Here is a 21,832-nt window from a genome sequence, read left to right on the forward strand (position 1 = left end):
CGCCGCCGAGCGCCGTTTGCTTCTCATCCGAAAGGGAATGAATATGGAAAGGCGTGGCTCATCAAACGTTTGGCCTTGCTTGCGGCTTGCCCGCTTTGCGTCAAGACCGCTTATGCAGCGGAAGGCGTGCATTGGAGCTATGAAGGCGAAGCGGGTCCCGAGCCCTGGGTGTCTTTGACAAAGAGAACAGTGCTTGTTCGGCCGGTTCGCAGCAATCGCCGCTCGACATCAGGGCGCGATCAAGGCCGATATCCCGGACTTGGCATTAGACTGGAAAAGTGGCGGCGCGATCCTCAACAATGGGCACACAATCCAGGTGAAAGCCGCGCCCGGCGGCACGCTCCGCCGCGGCGACAAACGTTATGAGCTGGTGCAGTACCATTTCCATGCGCCGAGCGAACATCTGGTGGCCCGGCCGGTGAGCAGACCGCACTCCCGATGTCGATCCGAGCGGTTTGCTGCCGGCGTCACTCAAATATTGGACCTATGAGGGGTCGCTCACCACACCACCCTGCAGCGAGATCGTCGACTGGATGGTAGCGCAGGACCCGATCGAGGTGGACGCGGCCGATATCGAGAGGTTCACTGCGCTTTATTCGATGAATGCGCGTCCGGCACTCGTTTTAAGTCGCCGTTATATCCTGATCTCTAGCTGACGCGAGCTCGCAGCCTCTCGACCGCTCTACGGAACCGATTGCTCGATTTCGGCAGGGCAAAGCTTTGCCGAGATCAGATCACGCCTTCCGTGTTGGAGACTGCGCTGACGGTGTTTTTGCCCAAGCGATTTTGACGGCAGGGCAGAATAATGATGTTTTCGGAGACCATCAGATTGTTGGACGTGAGCCAACTCTCTGGTCCATAATGGGGATGGCGTGCGCATCATGGGCGACGTTTCGCGATATCTCGATCAGATGTAGCCCATCGAGACCGAGACATGGAATTCCTCCCAAAGCCATTTGGCCAGATCGCACCGACGCCAGCGCACGACCCATCGAGATAGGGCGTGGGACCACGCTCGACGGCTTGTGCCAAGGCCGCACGTTGATCGTCGGTTTGCCCGGAGCCTTGCCGTTGATCAAACCGTCGGGACCACGGGCGTTGAACCGCACCACCCAGTGACGCACGATCTGCACCGTGACTCTGCCGAGCCGAGCAGCATCAGCACGAGAGCCACCATCATAAATCGACGCGCCTGGCTGGCATCCTTTGTATGCCGTGCCAGAAGACGCAACCCGTCCCCGTCCAAGTCTGACCGCAACAAAATCGCTGACCCCATCGCAAACCTCCTGTTTGCGCTATGTATTCAGATTCGTCGGTTTTTGGAATCCCGAGAGTCAGCATCAATGAGGCTCGAATTAGAGCACGTCCACTTTAACCCGGGTCATATCCTGCTGCTGCGAAGTAGTTCGCACATTGTTGCGGTTCGAAGAGCTTGACGATGTCGCCAACGGTGTTCCACAGGGCGTCGACGGAGCGTTCGGCCCTTGCCGCAGAAGCGCCTTGAGCTTTGAGAAGGCGTTGTCGATCGGGTTGAAGTCAGGGCTATAAAGCGGGAGATAGGGTCAGCGTGCAGCCGGCGGTTTCTATGGCCTGTCGGATGCCATCTGCCTTGTGGGCCGGCAGCTTTTCCATGACGATGCCGCCGGGCGTGAGGGTCGGCACGAGAACCTGCTCGACATAGGCCCGGAAAGCCACTCCGTTCATCGCCCCGTCAATGACCATCGGCGCGGTCATGCCGGAGAGCCTGAGCGTCCTGGTGAACGTCGTAGTTTTCCAATGACCGTGCGGAACGCCCGATCGGCAACGCTCTCCGCGCGGCGAGCGACCGCGAAGCCGGGACATCTTCGTGGAAAGACCCGTCTCGTCTATGAAGACGAGGCGGGCTGGATCGAGATCAAGCTGTGCATCGAACCAGTCCTGACGCCGCTTCAGGAGGTCTGGCCGCGCCTGCTCCAATGCATGTGCGGTCTTTTTTTGAATGTGAAGCCGCGCTTGCGCAGCCAGACGTCGAGGGTGCTGCGGCCGATAGAGACGGATCGGCCCTCTTCCAGCCGCAAAACCATCTCGTTCAGCGTGATGTCCTTCGGCGCCTCGATCATGCCGATGATGAAAGCCTCATCATCGTCGAGACGGCAACCTCCAGGTCGACCCTGCTTGGCAGCGCTCACCTGACCCTGCCGGGCGCTCGCGATCCAGGCAATCGCCGTCGAAATCCCGATCCCGAACCGCGCTGCAGCCGACCGCGCGGACATCCCACCAGCCGACGCAGCCAAAACCCGGTGGCGAAGATCATCACTCAATGCTCGGGCCATATTCCCTCCGACAAATCAAAGACAGGAGGAGGGGATCACAGAAGCTCTAAAAAAGAATCCTCACGCGGATTCTGCTTTCATCGGACGCGCTCTAGCTCAATCCATCGCGCGAATGGGTGCTATGAAAACAAACGATTTTACCGTGTTGCTCAATGCAGATAAGACGACTGCACCTGACCTGCATCGATCTCGTCGCGGTTTGATCTTGTGACGAGGCCTATGGGGTTGGGCATGAAGCCCCTATCCCGAAAACAGAAAAGGAGTTACGACATGCATAACCCTATAGACCCAGACTTGGAGGACCTTTTTCGAGAGATTTGGGAACCGTCGCCCGAGGACGCGGTACGGTTGCTCGGGGATGAGCGCTTTGAAGTCCCTGTGGATATGAAGCCGGACGAGTCAGACTTGGAGGACCTTCTTCCAGTATGGAAGTTGCCCGATCCCCGGTCGCTCGACGATGAGGGCTCTGACTTCCCTGTGGACCTCTTCGAATTCAAGTCGTTCCAAACTAAGTCCGCTGCGGATTCCGTGCTGCCGAGCGTCAGCGAGGCTCGGGACTTACACTATCGACTGGGACTGGGCGACGACGCGCCTTCTCCAGGAGCACCCCAAGACGACGGTTGCGAGCTGTGCGCGGATTGGTTCAGCGCACATTCTCACACAGACTGGCTTATCTGAGCGGTCGATCGTGTGGACGCCACCGAGCAGTGCCGAGGCTCACTTCTCGAAATTAGGTCTCGATCCGGTGATGTCACGTTGTCAGCGGCTTAACGGTTGTCTGGTAATAGGTTGGGATGAACAGTCCGGCCGTAAGCTACAAGAACCACCGCTTTCCACCGCAGATCATCGCGCGTGCGGTCTGGCTGTATTTTCGGTTCCCTTTGAGCCTGAGGATGGTCGAGGAGATGCTGCTGGAGCGCGGTATCGTCGTCTCCCATGAGACGATCCGGAGATGGGGTCGCAAATTCGGAACGGCTTATGCTGCGGGTTTCGGTAATTCGCGGACAGGGGTTCCATTGAATCCCGGACAGCGATTTCACTAAATCCGGGACGGCGATGTCACGTTATTTGATCAAGGTCGGAACAAGGCGCTTGTGTGAGACGTCAGGCGGTTGCGCCGGTCACGGCTTTCCACTGCGCCATTGAGCGGATCCGATGGATGTGGATGGCGAGGGCTGAGTTTTTCTGGTGCGGGGGGACGAAGAGATTTCGGAGTGCCGAAAAGATCGATATGAACCGTTGCAAGCCGCCGACGGATCGAAATCCCTGCATCATCCGCTCCCGTTTTCGAAGCGGCACGTGAGAATTCTCGGCCCGATTGTTCAGGCCCTTGTGCGATCGATGTTCGACGGCGGGCATCACCTCCCGTCTTGCAGCACCATATGAGCGCAATTTGTCGGTGACGATCCGCTTCGGCGTCAGGCCTTGCTTCTTCAGCAGCCTGACCAGCAATCGCCTGGCGGCTTGGGTATCGCGGCGGGCTTGAACGATCTCGTCGAGAACGTAACCGTCTTGGTCAACGGCACGCCAGAGCCAATGTTTGCGGCCGCCGATGGAAATCACCACCTCGTCCAGATGCCAGATATCCTTTCGCGAAGGCCTCTTTCTGCACAACTGCCTGGCATAAGTGCGGATTTCGGATTAACGGGACAGCGATTCCGGTAAATCCCGGACAGTCGTTTCACTAGATCCCGGACAGTCTCGCGGGATCGACTTTCGTTCGCCTGGTTGATGTCATTGGTTATTGATTTCGGCGTTTCGCGCTTCGGTCAAGAGCGGTCGTGGTTTTTGCCTCCTCATGCTGTCTCCCTCGAGCGCAATTCGATGGGCGTTATGGACGATACGATCGAGGATGGCGTCAGCGATCGTCGGTTCCCCGATCATCTCGTGCCACTGGGCCACGGGCAGTTGGGCGGTGATCAGAGTGGATTTCCTGCAGTAGCGCTCTTCGAAGATTTCCAGGAGATCGAGCCGCTGCTGATCGCTGAGCGCATGGGTTCCCCAATCGTCGAGGATGAGCAATTGGACGCGCGCCAGTTTGTCGAGCAATCGGGGAAACCGACCGTCGAGGCGTGCCAGCGCCAAATCCTCGAAGAGACGAGGCATGCGGACGTAGAGAACGGAATAATCGAGGCGGGCCGCCTGCCGTCCGATGGCGCAGGCAAGCCAGGTTTTGCCCGTTCCCGTTTGACCGGTCAGGATCAGGTGCTCATGGGCTTTCAACCATTCGCCTTGGGCCAGCGAGAGAAGCTGTCGGCGATCGAAGCCGCGCTGGGCGGCGAAGTCGATATTCTCGATGCAAGCGTCGGGGAAGCGCAGTTTGGCGCTTGCAAGCCGGTTGGTCAGGCGCTTGTCGCCGCGCACGGCCATCTCCCGGTCGAGCATCAGACCCAGCCATTCATCGCGGTTGAGATCGCTGCCCTCAGTTTGATTGGCCAGTTCGCGATAAGCTGCCGCCATGCCGGATAGACCGAGTGCGTGCATCTGGTCGAGGGTTGGATGTGTGAGCATGTGAGTGTCTTCCTTTCTTCACTGGTAATAGGAGCTGCCGCGGATGTTGCCATGCGCCGGGGCTGGCTTGACCGGCTCGGCGACAGGCGGCGCCTGATCGAGGCCGGATTTGAGGATGGTGCTGACGGAGGAATAGCTGAGCGCATTGATGGTCAGTGCCCGAGCGCACGCGGCTTCAAGACGCTCAGGCCCGTACCGGCGCGCGAGCGATAGAACGCCTTGAGCGGCGCGGTATCCCTGCTGGGGATGGGGCCTGTCGCGCATCAGCCGCTCGATCAGGATTGCAGCGTTGCGGCCAATCTTTGCAGCCTGCTTGATGAGGCTCGCCGGCGTCGTGTTGGCATAGTGCTGATGTGTCTTCGGCATGTGCTCGTTGACGGTGACATGACCAGCCCGCTGCGACGTCCGGCGGTGGCTGGCGACGCGTTGGTGATCATGGAAGATCTCGACGATCCGGCTTGTGAGCCGGACATCGACCTGGCGGCCGATCAGGCGGTGCGGCACGGAATAGAAAGCCTTGTCGACTTCGACATGGTAGTCGGGATGAACCTTTGCCGATTTCCATTCGGAATATTCGAATGCGGTTGCCGGCAAGGGTGCAAGCGCTTCGCGTTCGATCTCCTCGAAGAGCTGACGTCGGGATTTGCCAACCCGTCGCATCGACCGGTTATTGAGATCGTTGAGAAGCTGGCTGATCCGCACGTTGAGATCGACGAGGCTGAAGAAGCGGTCGTTTCTCAGCCGCGCCAGGATCCAGCGCTCAACGATGAGAACGCTGCCTTCGACCTTTGCCTTGTCCTTCGGCCGTTTTGGACGGGTCGGCAGGATCGTCGTGTCGTAATGCTCGGCGAATGCTGCAAAAGTGGCGTTGATGGTCGGCTCAAACCACAAGGGCTTGGCAACACCGGCCTTGAGGTTGTCGCAGACGATCGCTTTCGTCACGCCACCGAAGAAGCTCAGCGCCCGTTGCTGACCCTCGATCCAGTCCGGCAGCCGTTGAGTGAAGCTTGCATAGGCGAAGGTGTACAAGGAGGCCGGCAGAACCGCGACGAAGATCTGCGCCGACCGGATCTCGCCCGTCGCCGGATCGATCACCGGGACGGTGTGGCCGGCGTAGTCGGTCTGCATCGCCGCGCCGGCAGTGTGGCGATTGCGGAAGGTGGCGCTGGCGCGCTGTTCGAAAGCGGCGAAACGCTCGCAGAACCAGGTGTATCCGTAACCGTTGGGGTGCCGCTCGCGATATTCCTGCCACAACAGCGTCAGCGTCACGCCCTTTCGCTTCAGTTCACTGGCGATCTTGCCCCAGTCGGGCTCGTGCATGTCCTGGGGCGGGCGGCCGCGACGATGGAACAGGCGGCGCTGCAAAACAGCGTCCTCGTCAAGCCCAGGCGGCAACGGCCAGCCCGTCAGCCCGGCCTCACGCGCCCGCAACAGATAGGTCGAAATGGTCGTTTTGCTGATCTTCAGCCGTTCCGATATCGCACGAACCGAAAGCCCCTGTTCGTGCGTCAGCCGCAATATCGATCGAATGTCCTTCACACTCGTAAGCCTCGCCTGCTTCCGTCTCGCCATTCATCAGCCCCTCGTTCAAATCGAGGCTCAGAATGGCAAAACGGCGCGCGCGAAAGTCGATGTTTTAATCGCCGAAAGACTGTCCGGGATTTACCGGAATCGCTGTCCGCGAATTAGCGGAAATGCTGTCCCGGAGGCGATGTCACGTTGTTTGATCAAGGTCGGAACAAGGCGCTTATGTGAGACGTCAGGCGGTTGCGCCGGTCACGGCTTTCCACTGCGCCATTGCGCGGATCCGATGGATGTGGATGGCGAGGGCTGAGTTTTTCTGGTGCGGGGGGACGAAGAGATTTCGGAGTGCCGAAAAGATCGATATGAACCGTTGCAAGCCGCCGACGGATCGAAATCCCTGCATCATCCGCTCCCGTTTTCGAAGCGGCACGTGAGAATTCTCGGCCCGGTTGTTCAGGCCCTTGTGCGATCGATGTTCGACGGCGGGCATCACCTCCCGTCTTGCAGCACCATATGAGCGCAATTTGTCGGTGACGATCCGCTTCGGCGTCAGGCCTTGCTTCTTCAGCAGCCTGACCAGCAATCGCCTGGCGGCTTGGGTATCGCGGCGGGCTTGAACGATCTCGTCGAGAACGTAACCGTCTTGGTCAACGGCACGCCAGAGCCAATGTTTGCGGCCGCCGATGGAAATCACCACCTCGTCCAGATGCCAGATATCCTTTCGCGAAGGCCTCTTTCTGCACAACTGCCTGGCATAAGCCGTTCCGAATTTGCGACCCCATCTCCGGATCGTCTCATGGGAGACGACGATACCGCGCTCCAGCAGCATCTCCTCGACCATCCTCAGGCTCAAAGGGAACCGAAAATACAGCCAGACCGCACGCGCGATAATCTGCGGTGGAAAGCGGTGGTTCTTGTAGCTTACGGCCGGACTGTTCATCCCAACCCATTATCCGACAACCGTTAAGCCGCTGACAACGTGACATCACCCGCAACACGCATCTGGAACAGGTCGTTATGAGTCTATGCCCTAACCGATTTCTGCCGATTCAGAAACTCACCGGACGGACACTTGATCCGGCGTTTTATCGCAGTTTCGGTGGACGTGAACAGCTCGTGAGGGATGCAACCGAACGAGGCGCTGCTCCCACAGTCGTTGCAGGCCCTTCATCAGACCTTCACGCTTAGCCTGATGCGGCCCAATTGCATCGAGGAGATCTCCAAGCACGGATTCACCCTCAATCCGCATCAGCAGATCAAACAAGTCATGTGAAATTCGCACACTGTCACGGTTGGAGTGGCTCGTACGGATCTCGCAGACTGTCTCCTGACGATCTACCGCTGTATAAGCGCGGACTTGATGGAGCGACATATAAGGCGGCAATGAAACCGCGAGCGCAGTCCAATCCTGCAGCGTTGCGGCCCGCTTTTTGACCAGGAACGGCCCGACCACAAGTCCATCCAGCTCTGTCGTCAAAAATGTGGCAATCGCGTCTGCAACCGAATCCACGATCGGTTCGGCATTGTTGTTAAAGGACGTATTAAGCAAAATTGGGGTGCCTGTCCGCTTCTTGAATGCATTGATGAGCTCCCAGTAAGCGGGATTGGCGTTGCGCGATACTGTTTGCAGGCGAGCCGTACCGTCGACGTGCGTAATAGCACCGAGCAAGGCGCGTTTTGAGTCACGCACGCGAACGACGAAATTCATGAATGGAAATTCGTCCCTGCCATCCGGGAGGTCGAAGAATTCGCTCGCGTCTTCTTGCAGCACAGATGGCGCGAACGGCCGATAGCCTTCGCGCTTCTTGACCATCGCATTGATCCGGTCCTTGTTTGCGGCCGGCCGAGGGTCGGCAAGAATGCTACGGTTGCCCAGCGCACGTGGCCCGAACTCCGAACGACCCTGCACCCAACCGATCACGGCGCCGTCGGCGATCCAGTCGGCTGCACTAGTTGCCACGTCATCAGAGCGTTCAACCTGGAGATGTCCGGCCCATGCATTCAGTTCCTGCTGCACGGCGCAGTCGCTGCCGAGATCAGGACCCCAATAGACCTCCTGCAGTCGCTCTCGGGGCGCGGGACGGCCCATCTCGTTAGACACCATCAGCGCAGCGCCTAAGGCACAACCGGCGTCGTGAGACGCGGGTTGCACGAAGATGTCTTCGAAAAGCCCTGAATACAGCAGCTTACCGTTCATCGTGCAGTTGTGGGCTACCCCCCCAGCCAGACACAACCGCTTCATACCGGTGGCCTCACGGTGATGCCGGAGAATGTGGAACACGATCCGCTCCAGCGTTTCCTGCAGTGATGCACTCACATCTCGATGCTGCTGGGTAAACGGCATCCCCTTTCGCCTGACCTCGATATTGCGGAGCAACGCCGGACCGATGCGGTCGAGATAAACACGGTAGCCACCGTTGGCGGAGAGGTCGTAAAAGTGCTCGAAGAGCTCGCGATAGGGCGCGGGATCGCCGTAGGGGGCGAGTCCCATCACCTTATATTCATCGAACATGCCGTAGCCGAGATAACGGATCGTCTCGAGATAAAACAGTCCAAGAGAATTGTTCTCGGGAAAAGCTTCCAGTTGCGTAATTTCTGTGCCAGCTCCTACTGCCAAGAGTCCCGATAGAAAATCACCACAGCCATCAATTGCTAGAATGAGACTCTGATCGAAGCCCGACATTGCAAAAGCGCTCACGGCGTGCGCCTGATGATGACTCACGAATGAAATACGCGAACCGTCCAACTTAGTACCGAACTCACGCGCTAACAGATCCTGCACCAACACTTTAGCATCCGGAATGGAGAGAATGTCCGGATGGGAATTGGACATCTCACCAACCATGGCGTTGACATAGGGCTCGCTAGCGTAGATCGCGAGACGATCAATGTCGCTGAGCTGAATCCCCGCCGCTGAAAGACAGTATTGAATCGAACGACTTGGGAGCTTGTTGGAGTGTTTGATCCGATTGAGGCGTTCCTCTTCTACGGCGGCTATCACCTGTCCGTCTCGAACGAGCACCGCGGCGCCATCGTGCACAGAGGTGTTCGGAAGCTCGAATCGGTTTTCATGGACTTGGTCAAGTCCGCCGCTAATCCCTAGAAAAAGCATCTGTTTCTCCACATTGTGACGGGAAAGCCAAACTGGCCTCCTCAGACTGTTTCCGTATAAGAAGGCCGTGTTGCCGCTTGCTGCTGCAAACGCCTGTTTCGGACATCATCGGCCTCAAAAGAGGCCTCATATCGGTCCGCCTGGATCCGCATGAGATGCTCGATCGTGGCGCCCGTGTTCCGTGACGCCGAGGAGATTGGGTGCATCTTCGAACGTTTCAGCGGCGGCCGACTTCCTGGCGATGTCGTTTTCATTTCCAGCGCGGCGTCAATGACTGCCGAGTGGCGTTATCGATGCGAACGGGCGGTTGTTCACGAATGATACCGCACCGTGGACTGGCCTGATGTCGCTACACCATCGCCAGGCGAGTGCTGCGCTGGTCGTCTGCTCCCCGGCCGCACCCGATGACGCGTTCTTTTGTGCAGGAACTCGCATAGGGCGTCGGACAAACCGGACATTGACAAGAAGCACGGCAATACAACATATCTGCAAATCGCGCTGATGTTGCAGGGCGACGCGTCCGGCCGGGTACCCAAGCCGCGGCCCAGACGGGACGACTACATCTGCAAAGGGCAATAAGCCCGCCACGCGCACCCGCTGGGCAGCTGGTTCGCCGGTAAGACTTCGCAGCTCAAGAACGTGGGGGTCACGACCAGCCTCGAACCGCTCCACATGGTCGGGCAGTTGCAATTCACTTTCGTCAGGGAACATGGAGGATTTTCTCCTTATCGGTGCGCGTAAGGTGCTTTTGTCCATGCAAGATTTCGTTTGATTGATGAAATCGTTTGTTTCGATCAAGCCCATCCACGTTATGAATGACTGCCGGACATGCGCTTCAAAGGGCAAAAGGCTAGCTAGATGTGAGCTTTCAGTAGGTTGTCCATCCGGCCCAGACCGGGAAAGCTGAGGTTGTCGAAGCTTCAGTGATTCTCGGAGGACCGGATGAACATCCACAAGAATGCCCGGCTGACGCCGCGCGGTCGAGAGCGAATTGTAAGGCAGGTAGAGAGCGGGCAGACGCCGGAGGCCGTGGCCAAAGCCGCAGGCGTCTGTCTGCGGACCATTCGGAAGTGGATAGACCGATATCGCCGCGAAGGATTGGCAGGATTGCATGATCGCTCCTCCCGGCCTCATCGACTGCGCCGGCCGACGCCTGCGGCGATAGTCGAAACGATCGAACGGCTGCGCCGCCAACGCTGGACGGGCAAACAGATCGCCGCTGAGGCCGGCGTCTCGCCAGCGACGGTGAGCCGTATTCTGCGCCGGTTGGGCTTGAATAAGCTGAGCGCGTTGGAGCCGGAGCCCGTGCGCCGCTATGAACGGGAGCATCCCGGCGAACTCATTCATCTTGATATCAAGAAGCTCGGCCGGATCGGCTCCGTCGGACACCGCATCACCGGACGACAAACTGGCATGGTCAACCGTCACATCGGCATTGGCTGGGAGTTCGTCCATGTCTGCATCGACGATGCCTCGCGCGGCGCTTTCGTCCAAGTTATGCCCGACCAGCGCAAGAAGAGCGCTGTCGCCTTCCTTGAGGCCGCCGTTGCTTATTACGCCAGTCTCGGCGTCAAAGTGCAGCGAGTGATGACCGACAACGGTTCCTGCTACCGGTCAAAGACTTTTCGGGCAGCCTGCAAGCGTCTCGGCCTGCGCCAGATCTTCACCAAGCCCTATACTCCCAGGACCAACGGGAAAGCCGAGCGCTTCATTCAGACAAGCTTGCGCGAATGGGCCTACGCTCGCGCCTACAACCTCAGACGAACGCACCGCCGAACTGCCGCGATGGCTTCACCGCTACAATTGGCATAGACCTCATGGCAGTATCGGCTCAAAACCACCTATCAGCCGACTCGGTCTGACCGGGAACAACCTGTTGAGGCTCCACAGCTAGAGCATCGTACGATTAATCGAACCCATAGCCTGCGGCTGTAAAATAGTTTCGACATTCATCGGTGTCGAAGAGATTGCAGATTGAACCGAGTGCGTCCGAGAGGGCGTCGAACGTTCTGGCCGCTGCGGCTCTCAGGTGGGCTTTAATCTTGGCGAAGGCCATTTCGATCGGATTCAAATCGGGCGAATAAGCCGGTAGGAAGAGGAACCACGCACCGGCCTGTTTGAGCAAGCCTGCAGCTTTGGCACTTTTGTGAACCGAGAGATTATCAAGGACGACCACGTCGCCTCGATTGAGGGTCGGAGCCAGTTGCGTTTCGACATAGGTATCAAAATGGCGCGGTTCATCGGCCGGTCGATAATCCAGGGTGCGGTCAGGCCGAAGCATCGCAAACCTGCAACGAATGTCTGTGTCCCCCAGTGGCCGAACGGCGCATCCATGGCGAGGCGATTGCCGCGTTGAGAGCGGCCGCGCAGTCTCACCATCTTCGTGTTCACCGAGGTTTCGTCCAGGAAAACAAGCCGATGCGGTTCAAGTCGCATTCTGGGTTGGCGTTTTCCAATCCAAAAATCACGGTCCCGACGCACATCAGCGCGTCCGCGTTCCGATGCCATCAGCTGTTTTTTTATATGTGAAGCCCTGCAATATCAAAAAGCGCGACAAAGACGATGGCGGCACAACAACAGCATGTTTCTCCTCAAGACGGCGGGCCAGCTCCGGCATGGTGATATCAGGCTTGGCCTCGACCTGCGCGACCAGGAAATCGCGATAGGCCGATAGCTTTCCATTGCCTGGTGGTCTGCCTTGTCGGGCGGGGGCTATGGTGCCAGTCCGCTCACGACGCTGGATCAGTTTGATCGCAGAGCTGTCGCTGACACCGAAATGGCGAGCTGCGGCGCGTCGTGACTGACCGCTGGCAACCATGGCAACGACACGCTGGCGAAGATCAACAGAATGAGATTTTCCCATGTGATTGAACTAAGCCGCTAATCGCGGCGATTTGAGGCGGGCTTTGACGAGAGCCCCCTGACTGAGAGGATGGTTGTGTTGCAACCCACCCTTCAGGCAGGAGGCCCCGATGGCTGAGATAAGCCCTCTTCGTCGCCGGATGATCGAGGACATGACGGTCCGCAATCTTTCCCCGGCAACCCAACGATCCTACATCAACGCTGTACGGAAGTTCAGCCGCTATTTCGACCGATCCTGATCGGCTCGATCTTGACGATATTCGTAGCTTCCAGGTTTACCTCGTCTCAACCGGGATATCCTGGGCATCGTTGAACCAGATTGTATGCGCTCTTCGGTTTTTCTATGGGATCACTCTGGGTCAGGATGATGTCCCCGAGCGGATCCCGTACGCGCGCGAGCCACGGAAGCTCCCCGTTATTCTGTCGGCGGACGAAGTGGCGCATTTTCTTGAGGCCGTCTCCAGTCTGAAGGCGCGCGTGGCGCTGACTACGGCTTATGCCGCTGGCCTCAGGGTCGGTGAGGTCTGCGGACTGAAGGTCGAGGATATCGACAGCTCCCGCATGGTGATGCATGTTCGCCATGGTAAAGGCGCCAAAGCCCGATACGTTATGCTGTCAACCGAACTACTCGGGATCCTGCGCAGCTATTGGCGTCTATCGCGCCCCACGGCTTTCCTTTTTCCAGGGCGTGATGCTGACAAGCCGATCGAACCGACAGTGTTAAACGCCGCCTGTCGGTCGGCGGTTTCGGCAACAGGCCTTTCAAAGCGCGTTACCGTGCATACGTTGCGGCATCCCTTTGCCACTCACCTGCTGGAGAATGGCACCGATATCCGGATCATCCAGGTCCTGCTCGGCCATGCCCATCTGTCGAGCACGGCACACTATACGCAGGTTTCCACCGACACGATCCGGTCGACAGCTAGCCCGCTCGATCGGTTACGGCTGGAGGTGACACCGCCGGAATCGTAATCGGTTGCGCCCTACCTTCGAAGTCGCCGACATCTTTCGACGACATGGAGGCTCCTACAGGCGAGAGAACGCCGGCCATCTTGGCCGCGGCGAACGACGCGTCATGGGCGCGATCGAAGCCTGCCGCACACCCAGGCTTGGTGGTCACGTCGATGCCTGCGATGACTGCGGCAGGACCCGCATCTCCTATAATTCCTGCCGCAATCGCCACTGCCCGAAGTGCCAGGGCGCGGCCCGCAGGGAGTGGGTTGCGGCCCGCGTCGCCGATCTCTTGCCGGTCCCATACTTTCATGTGGTCTTCACACTCCCACCTGGCATCGCCGAGATCGCCTTCCACAACAAGGCGGTCGTCTATGCGTTGCTGATGCGGATCTCGGCCGAGACGCTGCAGACGATCGCCGCCAATTCCAAATGGCTGGGCGCCGAGATCGGCGTCACCGCCGTACTTCACACCTGGGGCCAGGCGATGACCCATCATCCCCATGTCCATTGCGTCGTGCCGGGCGGCGGTCTCTCGCCCGACAGATCAAGGTGGGTCGCGTGCCGACCGGGTTTCTTTCTGCCTGTTCGCGTGCTGTCGCGTCTGTTTCGGCGGCTCTTTCTGACTGCGCTTGCTGAAGCCTTCGCTCATGGTGAACTCCGCTTCTCCAACGAACTCACCCATCTCAACGACGACGACGCGTTCACCCGCCATCTCGCGTGTGCTCGCAGAATCGAATGGGTCGTCTATGCGAAGCCACCTTTCGGCGGGCCGGACCAGGTGCTTGCCTATCTCGGTCGGTATACCCATCGTGTCGCGATCGCCAACAGCCGCATCGTCGATGTCGATGACGACCATGTTGCCTTCCGATGGAAGGATTACCGTGGCAATGGTCGCGACCGTGAGAAGATCATGCGCCTTCACCCGCACGAGTTCATCCGGCGCTTTCTCCTTCATGTGCTTCCTGACGGCTTCCACCGCATGCGCCACTTCGGCTTTCTCGCTAATCGCCATCGACGGGATCGTGTCGGTCTCTGCAGGAGCCTCCTCGGCCAGCCATCACCAACAGGCGGGCAACCCCATCCCGACAAATCACAGCACGGGCAGTCCTACGAATGCCCCGATTGCCAGCGTCCCATGCGTAGGACAGGTGTCAACGTTGCCCCAGTTGCGCCGCTCCGACCTTCATCCTTCCGGTGCGATACATCATGATGCCCGACGATCTGCGCCAAGTGATACGCCCACAGACCCAACGCATCTCCAGCGTGCGATATCGCTTGACCTTGGCCGGGGCAAAAGACCGCCGATACCGATCTATATCGCAAATAGATCCGCGGGTGATGTCACGTTGTCAGCGGCTTAACGGTTGTCGGATAATGGGTTGGGATGAACAGTCCGGCCGTAGGCTACAAGAACCACCGCTTTCCACCGCAGATCATCGCCCGTGCGGTCTGGCTGTATTTTCGGTTCCCTTTGAGCCTGAGGATGGTCGAGGAGATGCTGCTGGAGCGCGGTATCGTCGTCTCCCATGAGACGATCCGGAGATGGGGTCGCAAATTCGGAACGGCTTATGCCAGGCAGTTGTGCAGAAAGAGGCCTTCGCGAAAGGATATCTGGCATCTGGACGAGGTGGTGATTTCCATCGGCGGCCGCAAACATTGGCTCTGGCGTGCCGTTGACCAAGACGGTTACGTTCTCGACGAGATCGTTCAAGCCCGCCGCGATACCCAAGCCGCCAGGCGATTGCTGGTCAGGCTGCTGAAGAAGCAAGGCCTGACGCCGAAGCGGATCGTCACCGACAAATTGCGCTCATATGGTGCTGCAAGACGGGAGGTGATGCCCGCCGTCGAACATCGATCGCACAAGGGCCTGAACAATCGAGCCGAGAATTCTCACGTGCCGCTTCGAAAACGGGAGCGGATGATGCAGGGATTTCGATCCGTCGGCGGCTTGCAACGGTTCATATCGATCTTTTCGGCACTCCGAAATCTCTTCGTCCCCCCGCACCAGAAAAACTCAGCCCTCGCCATCCACATCCATCGGATCCGCTCAATGGCGCAGTGGAAAGCCGTGACCGGCGCAACCGCCTGACGTCTCACACAAGCGCCTTGTTCCGACCTTGATCAAATAACGTGACATCGCCGACGAAGGCGCTTCTAGCGCCAGCTTGCAGTATCCATCGAACGAATGGATTTCATCCAAACAATCGATTTTACCAATCTTAGCAGTTGCTACATAGCAAAGCTCCACACGCCTGGGAAGCCGGCGACTTTCTTTCGTCATCGGAGCCTACGCGGCACAGAAGCCGGAACTCCTCCGGCCCTTATAGGCATCGGCCTTGCCCAGTCGTGCAAGTCTGGTGGCAATTTTCACGATGGGGGGGCAGCCTCAGGAATTGAGCCGCGTCCACGTCGAAACACAAGCTGGAAGGCACTCGAATGGTAGACCAACTCGCAACGGAAATCATTGCCATAGTCAAGAAACGCGTCGAATCGGAGAGCGGCGAGGGAATGACCGCATCCATTGTCGGCGAAATAACGACTGCCACCGAACTGACCGCGCTCGGTATTGATTCACTGGGATTAGCGGACGTGCTCTGGGACCTGGAGCAAGCCTACGATATCAAGATCGAAATGAACACGGCCGAGGCGTGGTCGGATCTCCAGAATGTCGGCGACATGGTGGAAGCCATGCGCGGCTTGCTTGTTAAGGTGGCTTGATGGACAGGCGCGTCGTCATCACCGGAATGGGCGGGCTGTGCGGACTAGGCACCGACGCCGCTTCCCTCTGGACGGGGATGCGCGAAGGCCGCTCCGCTATCGGCCCGATTGTCAATTCAGAGCTTCATGAGCTGAAGGGCATGATCGGCGCCGAGATCAAGGCGTTGCCTGAGCACGACATTGACCGCAGGCAGCTCGTCTCCATGGATCGTTTTAGCGTGCTTGCCGTGCTTGCAGCGCACGAAGCCATGCGACAGGCCGGACTTTCCTGGGATGAAGGAAATGCCCATCGCTTCGGCGCGACAGTCGGCTCCGGCTTCGGCGGCTGGGACGCGACCGAAAAAGCCTACCGTACGCTCCTTTTGGGCGGAGCGACGCGCACCGAACTCTTCTTTGGCGTAAAGACGATGCCGAGTGCCGCTGCCTGCCAAGTCAGTATGAGCCTCGGCCTGCGCGGCCCGGTCTTTGGCGTCACCTCCGCCTGTGCTTCGGGCAACCATGCGATCGCTTCGGCGGTAGACCAGATCAAGTGCGGCCGGGCCGACGTCATGCTTGCCGGAGGCAGCGACGCGCCACTCGTCTGGATGGTACTGAAGGGATGGGAAGCCATGCGGGTACTCGCTCCGGATACTTGCCGACCCTTCTCCGCCGACAGGAAGGGCGTGGTAGTGGGCGAGGGTGCCGGTATGGCGGTGCTGGAAAGCTATGAACATGCCGCTGCCCGCGGTGCAAGAATACTTGCCGAGGTCGCTGGCGTCGGCCTTTCCGGCGATGCCTCCCACATCGCCGCGCCGGCTGTCCACGGGCCGGAGGCGGCGATGCGCGCTTGCCTTGCCGATGCCGGACTGAATGCCGAGGACGTGGACTACCTCAACGCGCATGGCACCGGCACCAAGGCCAACGATCAAATGGAAACGGCGGCGATCAGGCGCGTCTTCGGTGACCACGCTAATTCGCTGTCCGTCTCGTCCACCAAGTCCACCCACGCCCATTGCCTCGGGGCAGCGAGTGCGCTTGAAATGATCGCCTGTGTGATGGCGATCCAAGAGGGCGTCGTGCCGCCGACCGCCAACTATCGTGAGCCAGACCCCAATTGTGATCTCGATGTCACGCCAAACGTGCCGCGCGAGCGCAGGGTGGGCGTGGCCATGAGCAATGCCTTCGCCATGGGCGGCATGAACGCAGTTCTGGCATTCAGGAAGGTGTAGAAGACATGCCTCCTGAAAAGATCACCCCTTCAGGTGCTTGCGGGATCGCCGTATCTCGCCGGTGATGACCCGTTGCTGATGTAGGCTGAGGGTGCAAGTCTTAGTGCAAGCACCAAGTGAAGTCCTGTGACGAAGCATCAGATTGAGGTGATTCGCCGGTCGAAGCACGTCGGCGCTGGCCTCGACGGGAGAAGAAGCGGCACGTTGCCAGGGCGAATGTACCGGCTTCAGCGGTGGAATGAATCTCCCCTCCGAACGGCGGCTCGACGATCTAAAAGCGGTGCCGCTAAGGTACTGTCTGGCCTGGCGCGGCGCATCAACCGCGATGTCGCCGCCGTTAGTAGGCGGCACCGCTGGCGCTTGAGTGCTCGGGCGAACCAGCCCCCCGCGAGGAGTTCTGGGCGCGGCGGCTTAACCGAATTCATCAGCCTGCATGATTGAGAAGAGGATAAGACATGTTCGAATTGACCAGCCGTAAGGCGCTCGTCACCGGCGCATCGGGAGGTATCGGCGAGGTGATCGCCCGCGCGCTGCATGCGCAGGGTGCTATTGTCGGCTTGCACGGTACCCGCGTTGAGAAATTGGAGATGCTTGCCGCTGAGCTCGGGGACCGCGTCAAGCTGTTCCCAGCTAATCTGGAGCATCGTGACGAGGTCAAGGCGCTCGCTCTGAAGGCGGAGGCCGATCTCGAAGGCGTCGACATCCTCGTCAACAATGCCGGCATCACCAAGGACGGCCTGTTCGTGCACATGTCAGACGCCGACTGGGACTGTGTCCTGGAGGTCAACCTCACCGCGGTGTTCCAGCTAACTCGGGAGCTCACCCGTCCGATGATGCGCCGCCGGAATGGCCGCATCATCAACATCACTTCGCTCGCCGGCGTGACCGGCAATCCTGGCCAGACCAATTACTGCGCCTCCAAGGCCGGTATGATCGGCTTCTCCAAGTCTCTGGCGCAGGAGATCGCCACACGCAACATTACCGTCAACTGCGTCGCCCCGGGCTTTATCGAATCGGCTATGACCGACAAGCTCAATCGCAAGCAGAAAGAGACGATCATGGCGGCGATCCCCACCCGCCGCATCGGCACCAGCGCCGAAGTCGCGTCCGCGGTCGCGTATCTCGCTTCCAATGAAGCGGCCTACGTCACCGGCCAGACCATACACGTGAACGGCGGCATGGCAATGATTTGAGCACGGTCATGCGCCAGGGGAGATATTGATTTGCGCGGGCATAGCACGTCTTAAACCAGATCGGATCGGCTGCCTTGTCGCACGGAGTAGGTGCGGGGGAACTCCGCTCACGTAGAAAATTTCCGATGTGTAGAAAGCTATGCGATGGCCCAGCCTTTCCTGCGATGAGGAAAATGCGCATCGCTTCGGCGCGACCGTGGGGGCGTCGGCTTCGGCCGGCTGGGACGCGGGTGCGCGTCGCCATGAGCAACGCCTTAGCATGGGCGGCATGAATGCAGTTCTGGTATTCGGGAAGATGTATAGGGAGACGTCATTCCAAGGGAACGGCCATATAGCGTAAGTCGAATGATTACCTAGTAAACGCAAGGCGATAAATTGACTCTTATTCATCTCCGTCGGCTTGAAGCCGAAGCGATCCATGTCATTCGAGAAGTCGTTGCAACATTCTCTAACCCGGTCGTGCTTTACTCGATCGGCAAGGACTCCTCGGTATTGCTGCATCTGGCGATGAAGGCGTTCTACCCCGCCAAACCGCCTTTTCCATTCCTGCATGTAGACACCAAATGGAAGTTTCGGGAGATGATCGAGTTCCGCGACCGGATGCCGCGAGAGCTCGGCTTCGATCTCCTCGTTCACGTCAATCAGGATGGGGTGGACCAGGGCATGGGTCCATTCACGCACGGCTCGAACGTGCACACCCACGTCATGAAGACGATGGGGCTCCGGCAGGCGCTGGAGAAATACGGTTTCACCGCGGCTCTCGCAGGTGCGCGGCGGGACGAGGAGAAGTCGCGGGCCAAGGAGCGCATTTTCTCCATTCGCAGTCTCCAACACGGCTGGGATCCGACGCGCCAGCGCCCGGAAATGTGGAAGACCTACAACACGCGCGTCGGCCAGGGGGAGACGATGCGTATCTTCCCGCTCTCCAACTGGACCGAGTTCGACATCTGGCAATACATCCTGCGCGAGGAAATCCCGATCGTGTCGCTCTACTTCGCGGCCCGGCGTCCGGTCGTCAAGCGTGACGGCATGCTGATCATGGTCGACGATGAGCGGATGCCGATCCAGCCGGATGAGAAGGTTCTGGAGCAGCAGGTTCGCTTCCGGACCCTCGGCTGCTATCCGCTGACCGGAGCGGTCGAGTCCGAGGCCGCCACGGTTCCGGACATTTTGCGGGAAATGCTGACGGTGCGAACGTCTGAACGGCAGAGCCGCCTGATCGACACGGATGAAGTCGGGGCGATGGAGAAAAAGAAGCGGGAGGGCTACTTCTGATGTCGTATGTTCAATCCATACCGCCGCATGACATTGAAGCACATCTGGCCCAGCACGACCACAAGTCGATCCTGAGATTTTTCACTTGCGGCTCGGTGGACGATGGAAAATCGACCCTTATCGGGCGCCTGCTCTACGACGCGAAACTGATCTTCGAGGACCAGCTCGCCAATCTCGGGCGCGTCGGCTCTCCCGGTGCCGCAAACGGCAAGGAGATCGACCTTGCCCTGCTTCTCGACGGGCTCGAGGCAGAGCGCGAACAGGGCATTACCATCGACGTCGCCTATCGCTATATCACGACGTCCAAGCGCAAGTTCATCGTTGCCGACACGCCCGGCCACGAGGAATATACGCGCAACATGGTGACCGGCGCTTCGACGGCGGACCTCGCCATCATCCTGATCGACAGCCGGCAGGGCATCCTCCAGCAGACGCGGCGCCATTCCTACATCGCTTCGCTGCTAGGCATCCGCCATGTCGTGCTGGCCGTCAACAAGATCGACCTCGTCGGTTTCCAGCAACAGGTCTACGAGGAAATTGTCGCCGACTACATGGTTTTCGCGAAAGAGCTCGGCTTCGCCAGCATCCGTCCGATCCCGATTTCGGCGCGGGACGGGGACAACGTCATCTCGGCTTCCGCCAATACGCCCTGGTACAGGGGGGCGGCGCTGCTGGAATATCTGGAGGCGGTCGAGCTGGATCCGATGGACCAGGCGAAGCCATTCCGCTTCCCGGTTCAGATGGTCATGCGGCCGAATGCGGATTTTCGTGGCTATGCCGGGCAGATTGCTTCCGGCCGAATTTCGGTGGGCGATCCGGTCGTCGTGGCAAAGAGCGGACAGCGCACGTCGGTCAAGGCGATCGTCAACTATGACGGCGAGCTTGCGACGGCGGGGGAGGGCGAGGCGGTAACGCTGGTGCTCGCCGACGAGGTGGATGCCTCGCGCGGCAATATGCTCGTCGCCCCCGGTGCCCGCCCTTTCGTGGCGGATCAGTTCCAGGCGCATGTGATCTGGTTCGACTCGAGCCCGATGTTGCCGGGACGAAGCTACATTCTGCGAACGGAGACCGACAGCGTCAGTGCCATGGTTACCGCGCTCAAGCACCAGGTGAACATCAACAGCTGCATCCGCGAGGCCGCGAAATCGCTTCAGATGAACGAAGTGGGTGTTTGCAACATCTCGACGCAGGCGCCGATCGCCTTCGATGCCTATACGGACAACCGGGCGACGGGCAATTTCATCATCGTCGACCGCGTGACGAACGCCACCGTCGGCGCAGGGTTGATCGATTTTCCGCTCAGGCGCGCAGACAACGTCCACTGGCATGCGCTCGAGGTCAACAAGAGCGCGCGCAGCGCCTTGAAGAACCAGCTCCCGGCCGTGCTCTGGTTCACCGGGCTCTCCGGCTCGGGAAAATCGACCATCGCGAACGAGCTCGACAGGATACTCCACGCCCAGGGCAAACATGCCTACCTGCTCGACGGCGACAATGTACGCCACGGCCTGAACCGGGATCTCGGCTTTACCGAAGAGGACCGGGTCGAGAACATCCGCCGCGTGGCGGAGGTGGCCAAGCTCATGGCCGATGCCGGTCTGATCGTGCTCGTGTCCTTCATCTCACCGTTCCGCGACGAGCGGCGGATGGCGCGGGAATTGATGGACGAGGGCGAGTTCATCGAGATCTTCGTGGATACGCCGCTCGACGAGTGCGCACGCCGCGATCCGAAGGGCCTCTATGAAAAGGCGCTCGCCGGGAGGATCGCGAATTTCACCGGCGTATCCTCACCTTATGAAGCCCCGGAAAACCCGGAACTTCATATACGCACCGTCGGCCAGGAACCGTCCGATCTGGCGCTTGCGATCGAGGAATTCCTCGAGCGGAGGATGGAGAGCAAATGACGGCCTTTTGCGAAATGCTCGAGCGCATAGCGCTCGACGCGGCCGCGGCGATTATCGAGGTCTACGACGCAGGTCCCGAGGTCTGCTACAAGGAGGACCAGTCGCCCGTCACGGAAGCCGACGAGCGGAGGCAATGATTCTGGAGGGACTTGCGGCGGCGTTTCCGCAGATCCCCGTGGTTGCCGAGGAGTCCGTCTGCTCCGGCCGCGTTCCGGATATCAGCGGCGGCACGGGCGATGTCACGTTATTTGATCAAGGTCGG

The 21,832-nt window shown here is 59.3% G+C and carries 10 protein-coding genes and 10 pseudogenes; 12 read left to right on the plus strand and 8 right to left on the minus strand.

What is annotated here, in order from left to right:
• The first annotated feature begins 37 nt into the window (after nt 1–37).
• Nucleotides 38–656 (plus strand): annotated as a pseudogene (locus N2599_RS35085) (carbonic anhydrase).
• A gap of 168 nt (nt 657–824) precedes the next feature.
• Here N2599_RS35085 and N2599_RS38080 read toward each other — a convergent pair.
• Both N2599_RS38080 and N2599_RS35090 read right to left on the minus strand, forming a co-directional pair.
• Nucleotides 825–1,133, minus strand: a complete 309-nt coding sequence (locus N2599_RS38080) for a hypothetical protein (RefSeq protein ID WP_375714166.1) — start codon at nt 1,131–1,133, stop codon at nt 825–827.
• Nucleotides 1,134–1,371: 238 nt separating this feature from the next.
• Nucleotides 1,372–2,312 (minus strand): annotated as a pseudogene (locus N2599_RS35090) (IS630 family transposase).
• A gap of 794 nt (nt 2,313–3,106) precedes the next feature.
• On the opposite strand from N2599_RS35090, the pseudogene N2599_RS35095 reads away from it, so the two are divergent.
• Nucleotides 3,107–3,295, plus strand: a pseudogene (locus tag N2599_RS35095) (IS6 family transposase); the annotation flags it as partial.
• A gap of 121 nt (nt 3,296–3,416) precedes the next feature.
• On the opposite strand, the pseudogene N2599_RS35100 reads toward N2599_RS35095, so the two are convergent.
• The 5 genes and pseudogenes from N2599_RS35100 to N2599_RS35120 all read right to left on the minus strand — a co-directional run.
• Nucleotides 3,417–3,938, minus strand: a pseudogene (locus N2599_RS35100) (IS6-like element ISRH1 family transposase); the annotation flags it as partial.
• A 108-nt stretch (nt 3,939–4,046) separates the two neighbouring features.
• Complete coding sequence (gene istB, locus N2599_RS35105; RefSeq protein WP_260308597.1) at nt 4,047–4,823, minus strand: IS21-like element helper ATPase IstB; 777 nt, start codon at nt 4,821–4,823, stop codon at nt 4,047–4,049.
• An 18-nt stretch (nt 4,824–4,841) separates the two neighbouring features.
• Entirely contained in the window at nt 4,842–6,395 is a 1,554-nt protein-coding gene (istA, locus tag N2599_RS35110) for an IS21 family transposase (protein WP_027513949.1), read from the minus strand.
• Nucleotides 6,396–6,582: 187 nt separating this feature from the next.
• Nucleotides 6,583–7,333, minus strand: a pseudogene (locus N2599_RS35115) (IS6 family transposase).
• Nucleotides 7,334–7,404: 71 nt separating this feature from the next.
• Nucleotides 7,405–9,459: a carbamoyltransferase family protein gene (locus N2599_RS35120; RefSeq protein WP_027513857.1), complete on the minus strand. Its 2,055-nt coding sequence runs from the start codon at nt 9,457–9,459 to the stop codon at nt 7,405–7,407.
• 942 nt (nt 9,460–10,401) lie between these two features.
• Here N2599_RS35120 and N2599_RS35125 point away from each other — a divergent pair.
• Nucleotides 10,402–11,242: pseudogene (locus tag N2599_RS35125) on the plus strand (IS481 family transposase); the annotation flags it as partial.
• Between the two features lie 123 nt (nt 11,243–11,365).
• On the opposite strand, the pseudogene N2599_RS35130 reads toward N2599_RS35125, so the two are convergent.
• Nucleotides 11,366–12,322, minus strand: a pseudogene (locus N2599_RS35130) (IS630 family transposase).
• A 109-nt stretch (nt 12,323–12,431) separates the two neighbouring features.
• Between N2599_RS35130 and N2599_RS35135 the strand changes: the two are divergent.
• The 9 genes and pseudogenes from N2599_RS35135 to N2599_RS35175 form a co-directional block, all read left to right on the plus strand.
• Nucleotides 12,432–13,293: pseudogene (locus tag N2599_RS35135) on the plus strand (tyrosine-type recombinase/integrase).
• A 4-nt stretch (nt 13,294–13,297) separates the two neighbouring features.
• A complete protein-coding gene (locus tag N2599_RS35140) occupies nt 13,298–14,485 on the plus strand; it encodes an IS91 family transposase (RefSeq protein ID WP_027513859.1) in 1,188 nt (395 codons plus the stop codon).
• A gap of 128 nt (nt 14,486–14,613) precedes the next feature.
• Nucleotides 14,614–15,364 (plus strand): annotated as a pseudogene (locus tag N2599_RS35145) (IS6 family transposase).
• Nucleotides 15,365–15,711: 347 nt separating this feature from the next.
• A complete protein-coding gene (locus tag N2599_RS35150; RefSeq protein WP_027513873.1) occupies nt 15,712–15,993 on the plus strand; it encodes an acyl carrier protein in 282 nt (93 codons plus the stop codon).
• Nucleotides 15,993–17,201, plus strand: a complete 1,209-nt coding sequence (locus N2599_RS35155; RefSeq protein WP_027513872.1) for a beta-ketoacyl-[acyl-carrier-protein] synthase family protein — start codon at nt 15,993–15,995, stop codon at nt 17,199–17,201. The genes N2599_RS35150 and N2599_RS35155 overlap by 1 nt, the downstream gene beginning before the upstream one ends.
• Nucleotides 17,202–17,656: 455 nt before the next feature.
• Entirely contained in the window at nt 17,657–18,394 is a 738-nt protein-coding gene (fabG, locus tag N2599_RS35160; RefSeq protein WP_027513871.1) for a 3-oxoacyl-[acyl-carrier-protein] reductase, read from the plus strand.
• Nucleotides 18,395–18,769: 375 nt separating this feature from the next.
• Entirely contained in the window at nt 18,770–19,669 is a 900-nt protein-coding gene (cysD, locus tag N2599_RS35165; RefSeq protein ID WP_027513870.1) for a sulfate adenylyltransferase subunit CysD, read from the plus strand.
• Nucleotides 19,669–21,570, plus strand: coding sequence for a bifunctional sulfate adenylyltransferase/adenylyl-sulfate kinase NodQ (gene nodQ / locus N2599_RS35170; protein ID WP_027513869.1), 1,902 nt, complete (start codon nt 19,669–19,671; stop codon nt 21,568–21,570). Before cysD ends, nodQ begins: the two co-directional genes overlap by 1 nt.
• Nucleotides 21,567–21,802 (plus strand): annotated as a pseudogene (locus N2599_RS35175) (3'(2'),5'-bisphosphate nucleotidase CysQ); the annotation flags it as partial. The gene nodQ and the pseudogene N2599_RS35175, both read left to right, overlap by 4 nt.
• Nucleotides 21,803–21,832 lie beyond the last annotated feature (30 nt).

The organism is Rhizobium sullae, from assembly GCF_025200715.1.
GTDB lineage: Bacteria > Pseudomonadota > Alphaproteobacteria > Rhizobiales > Rhizobiaceae > Rhizobium > Rhizobium sullae.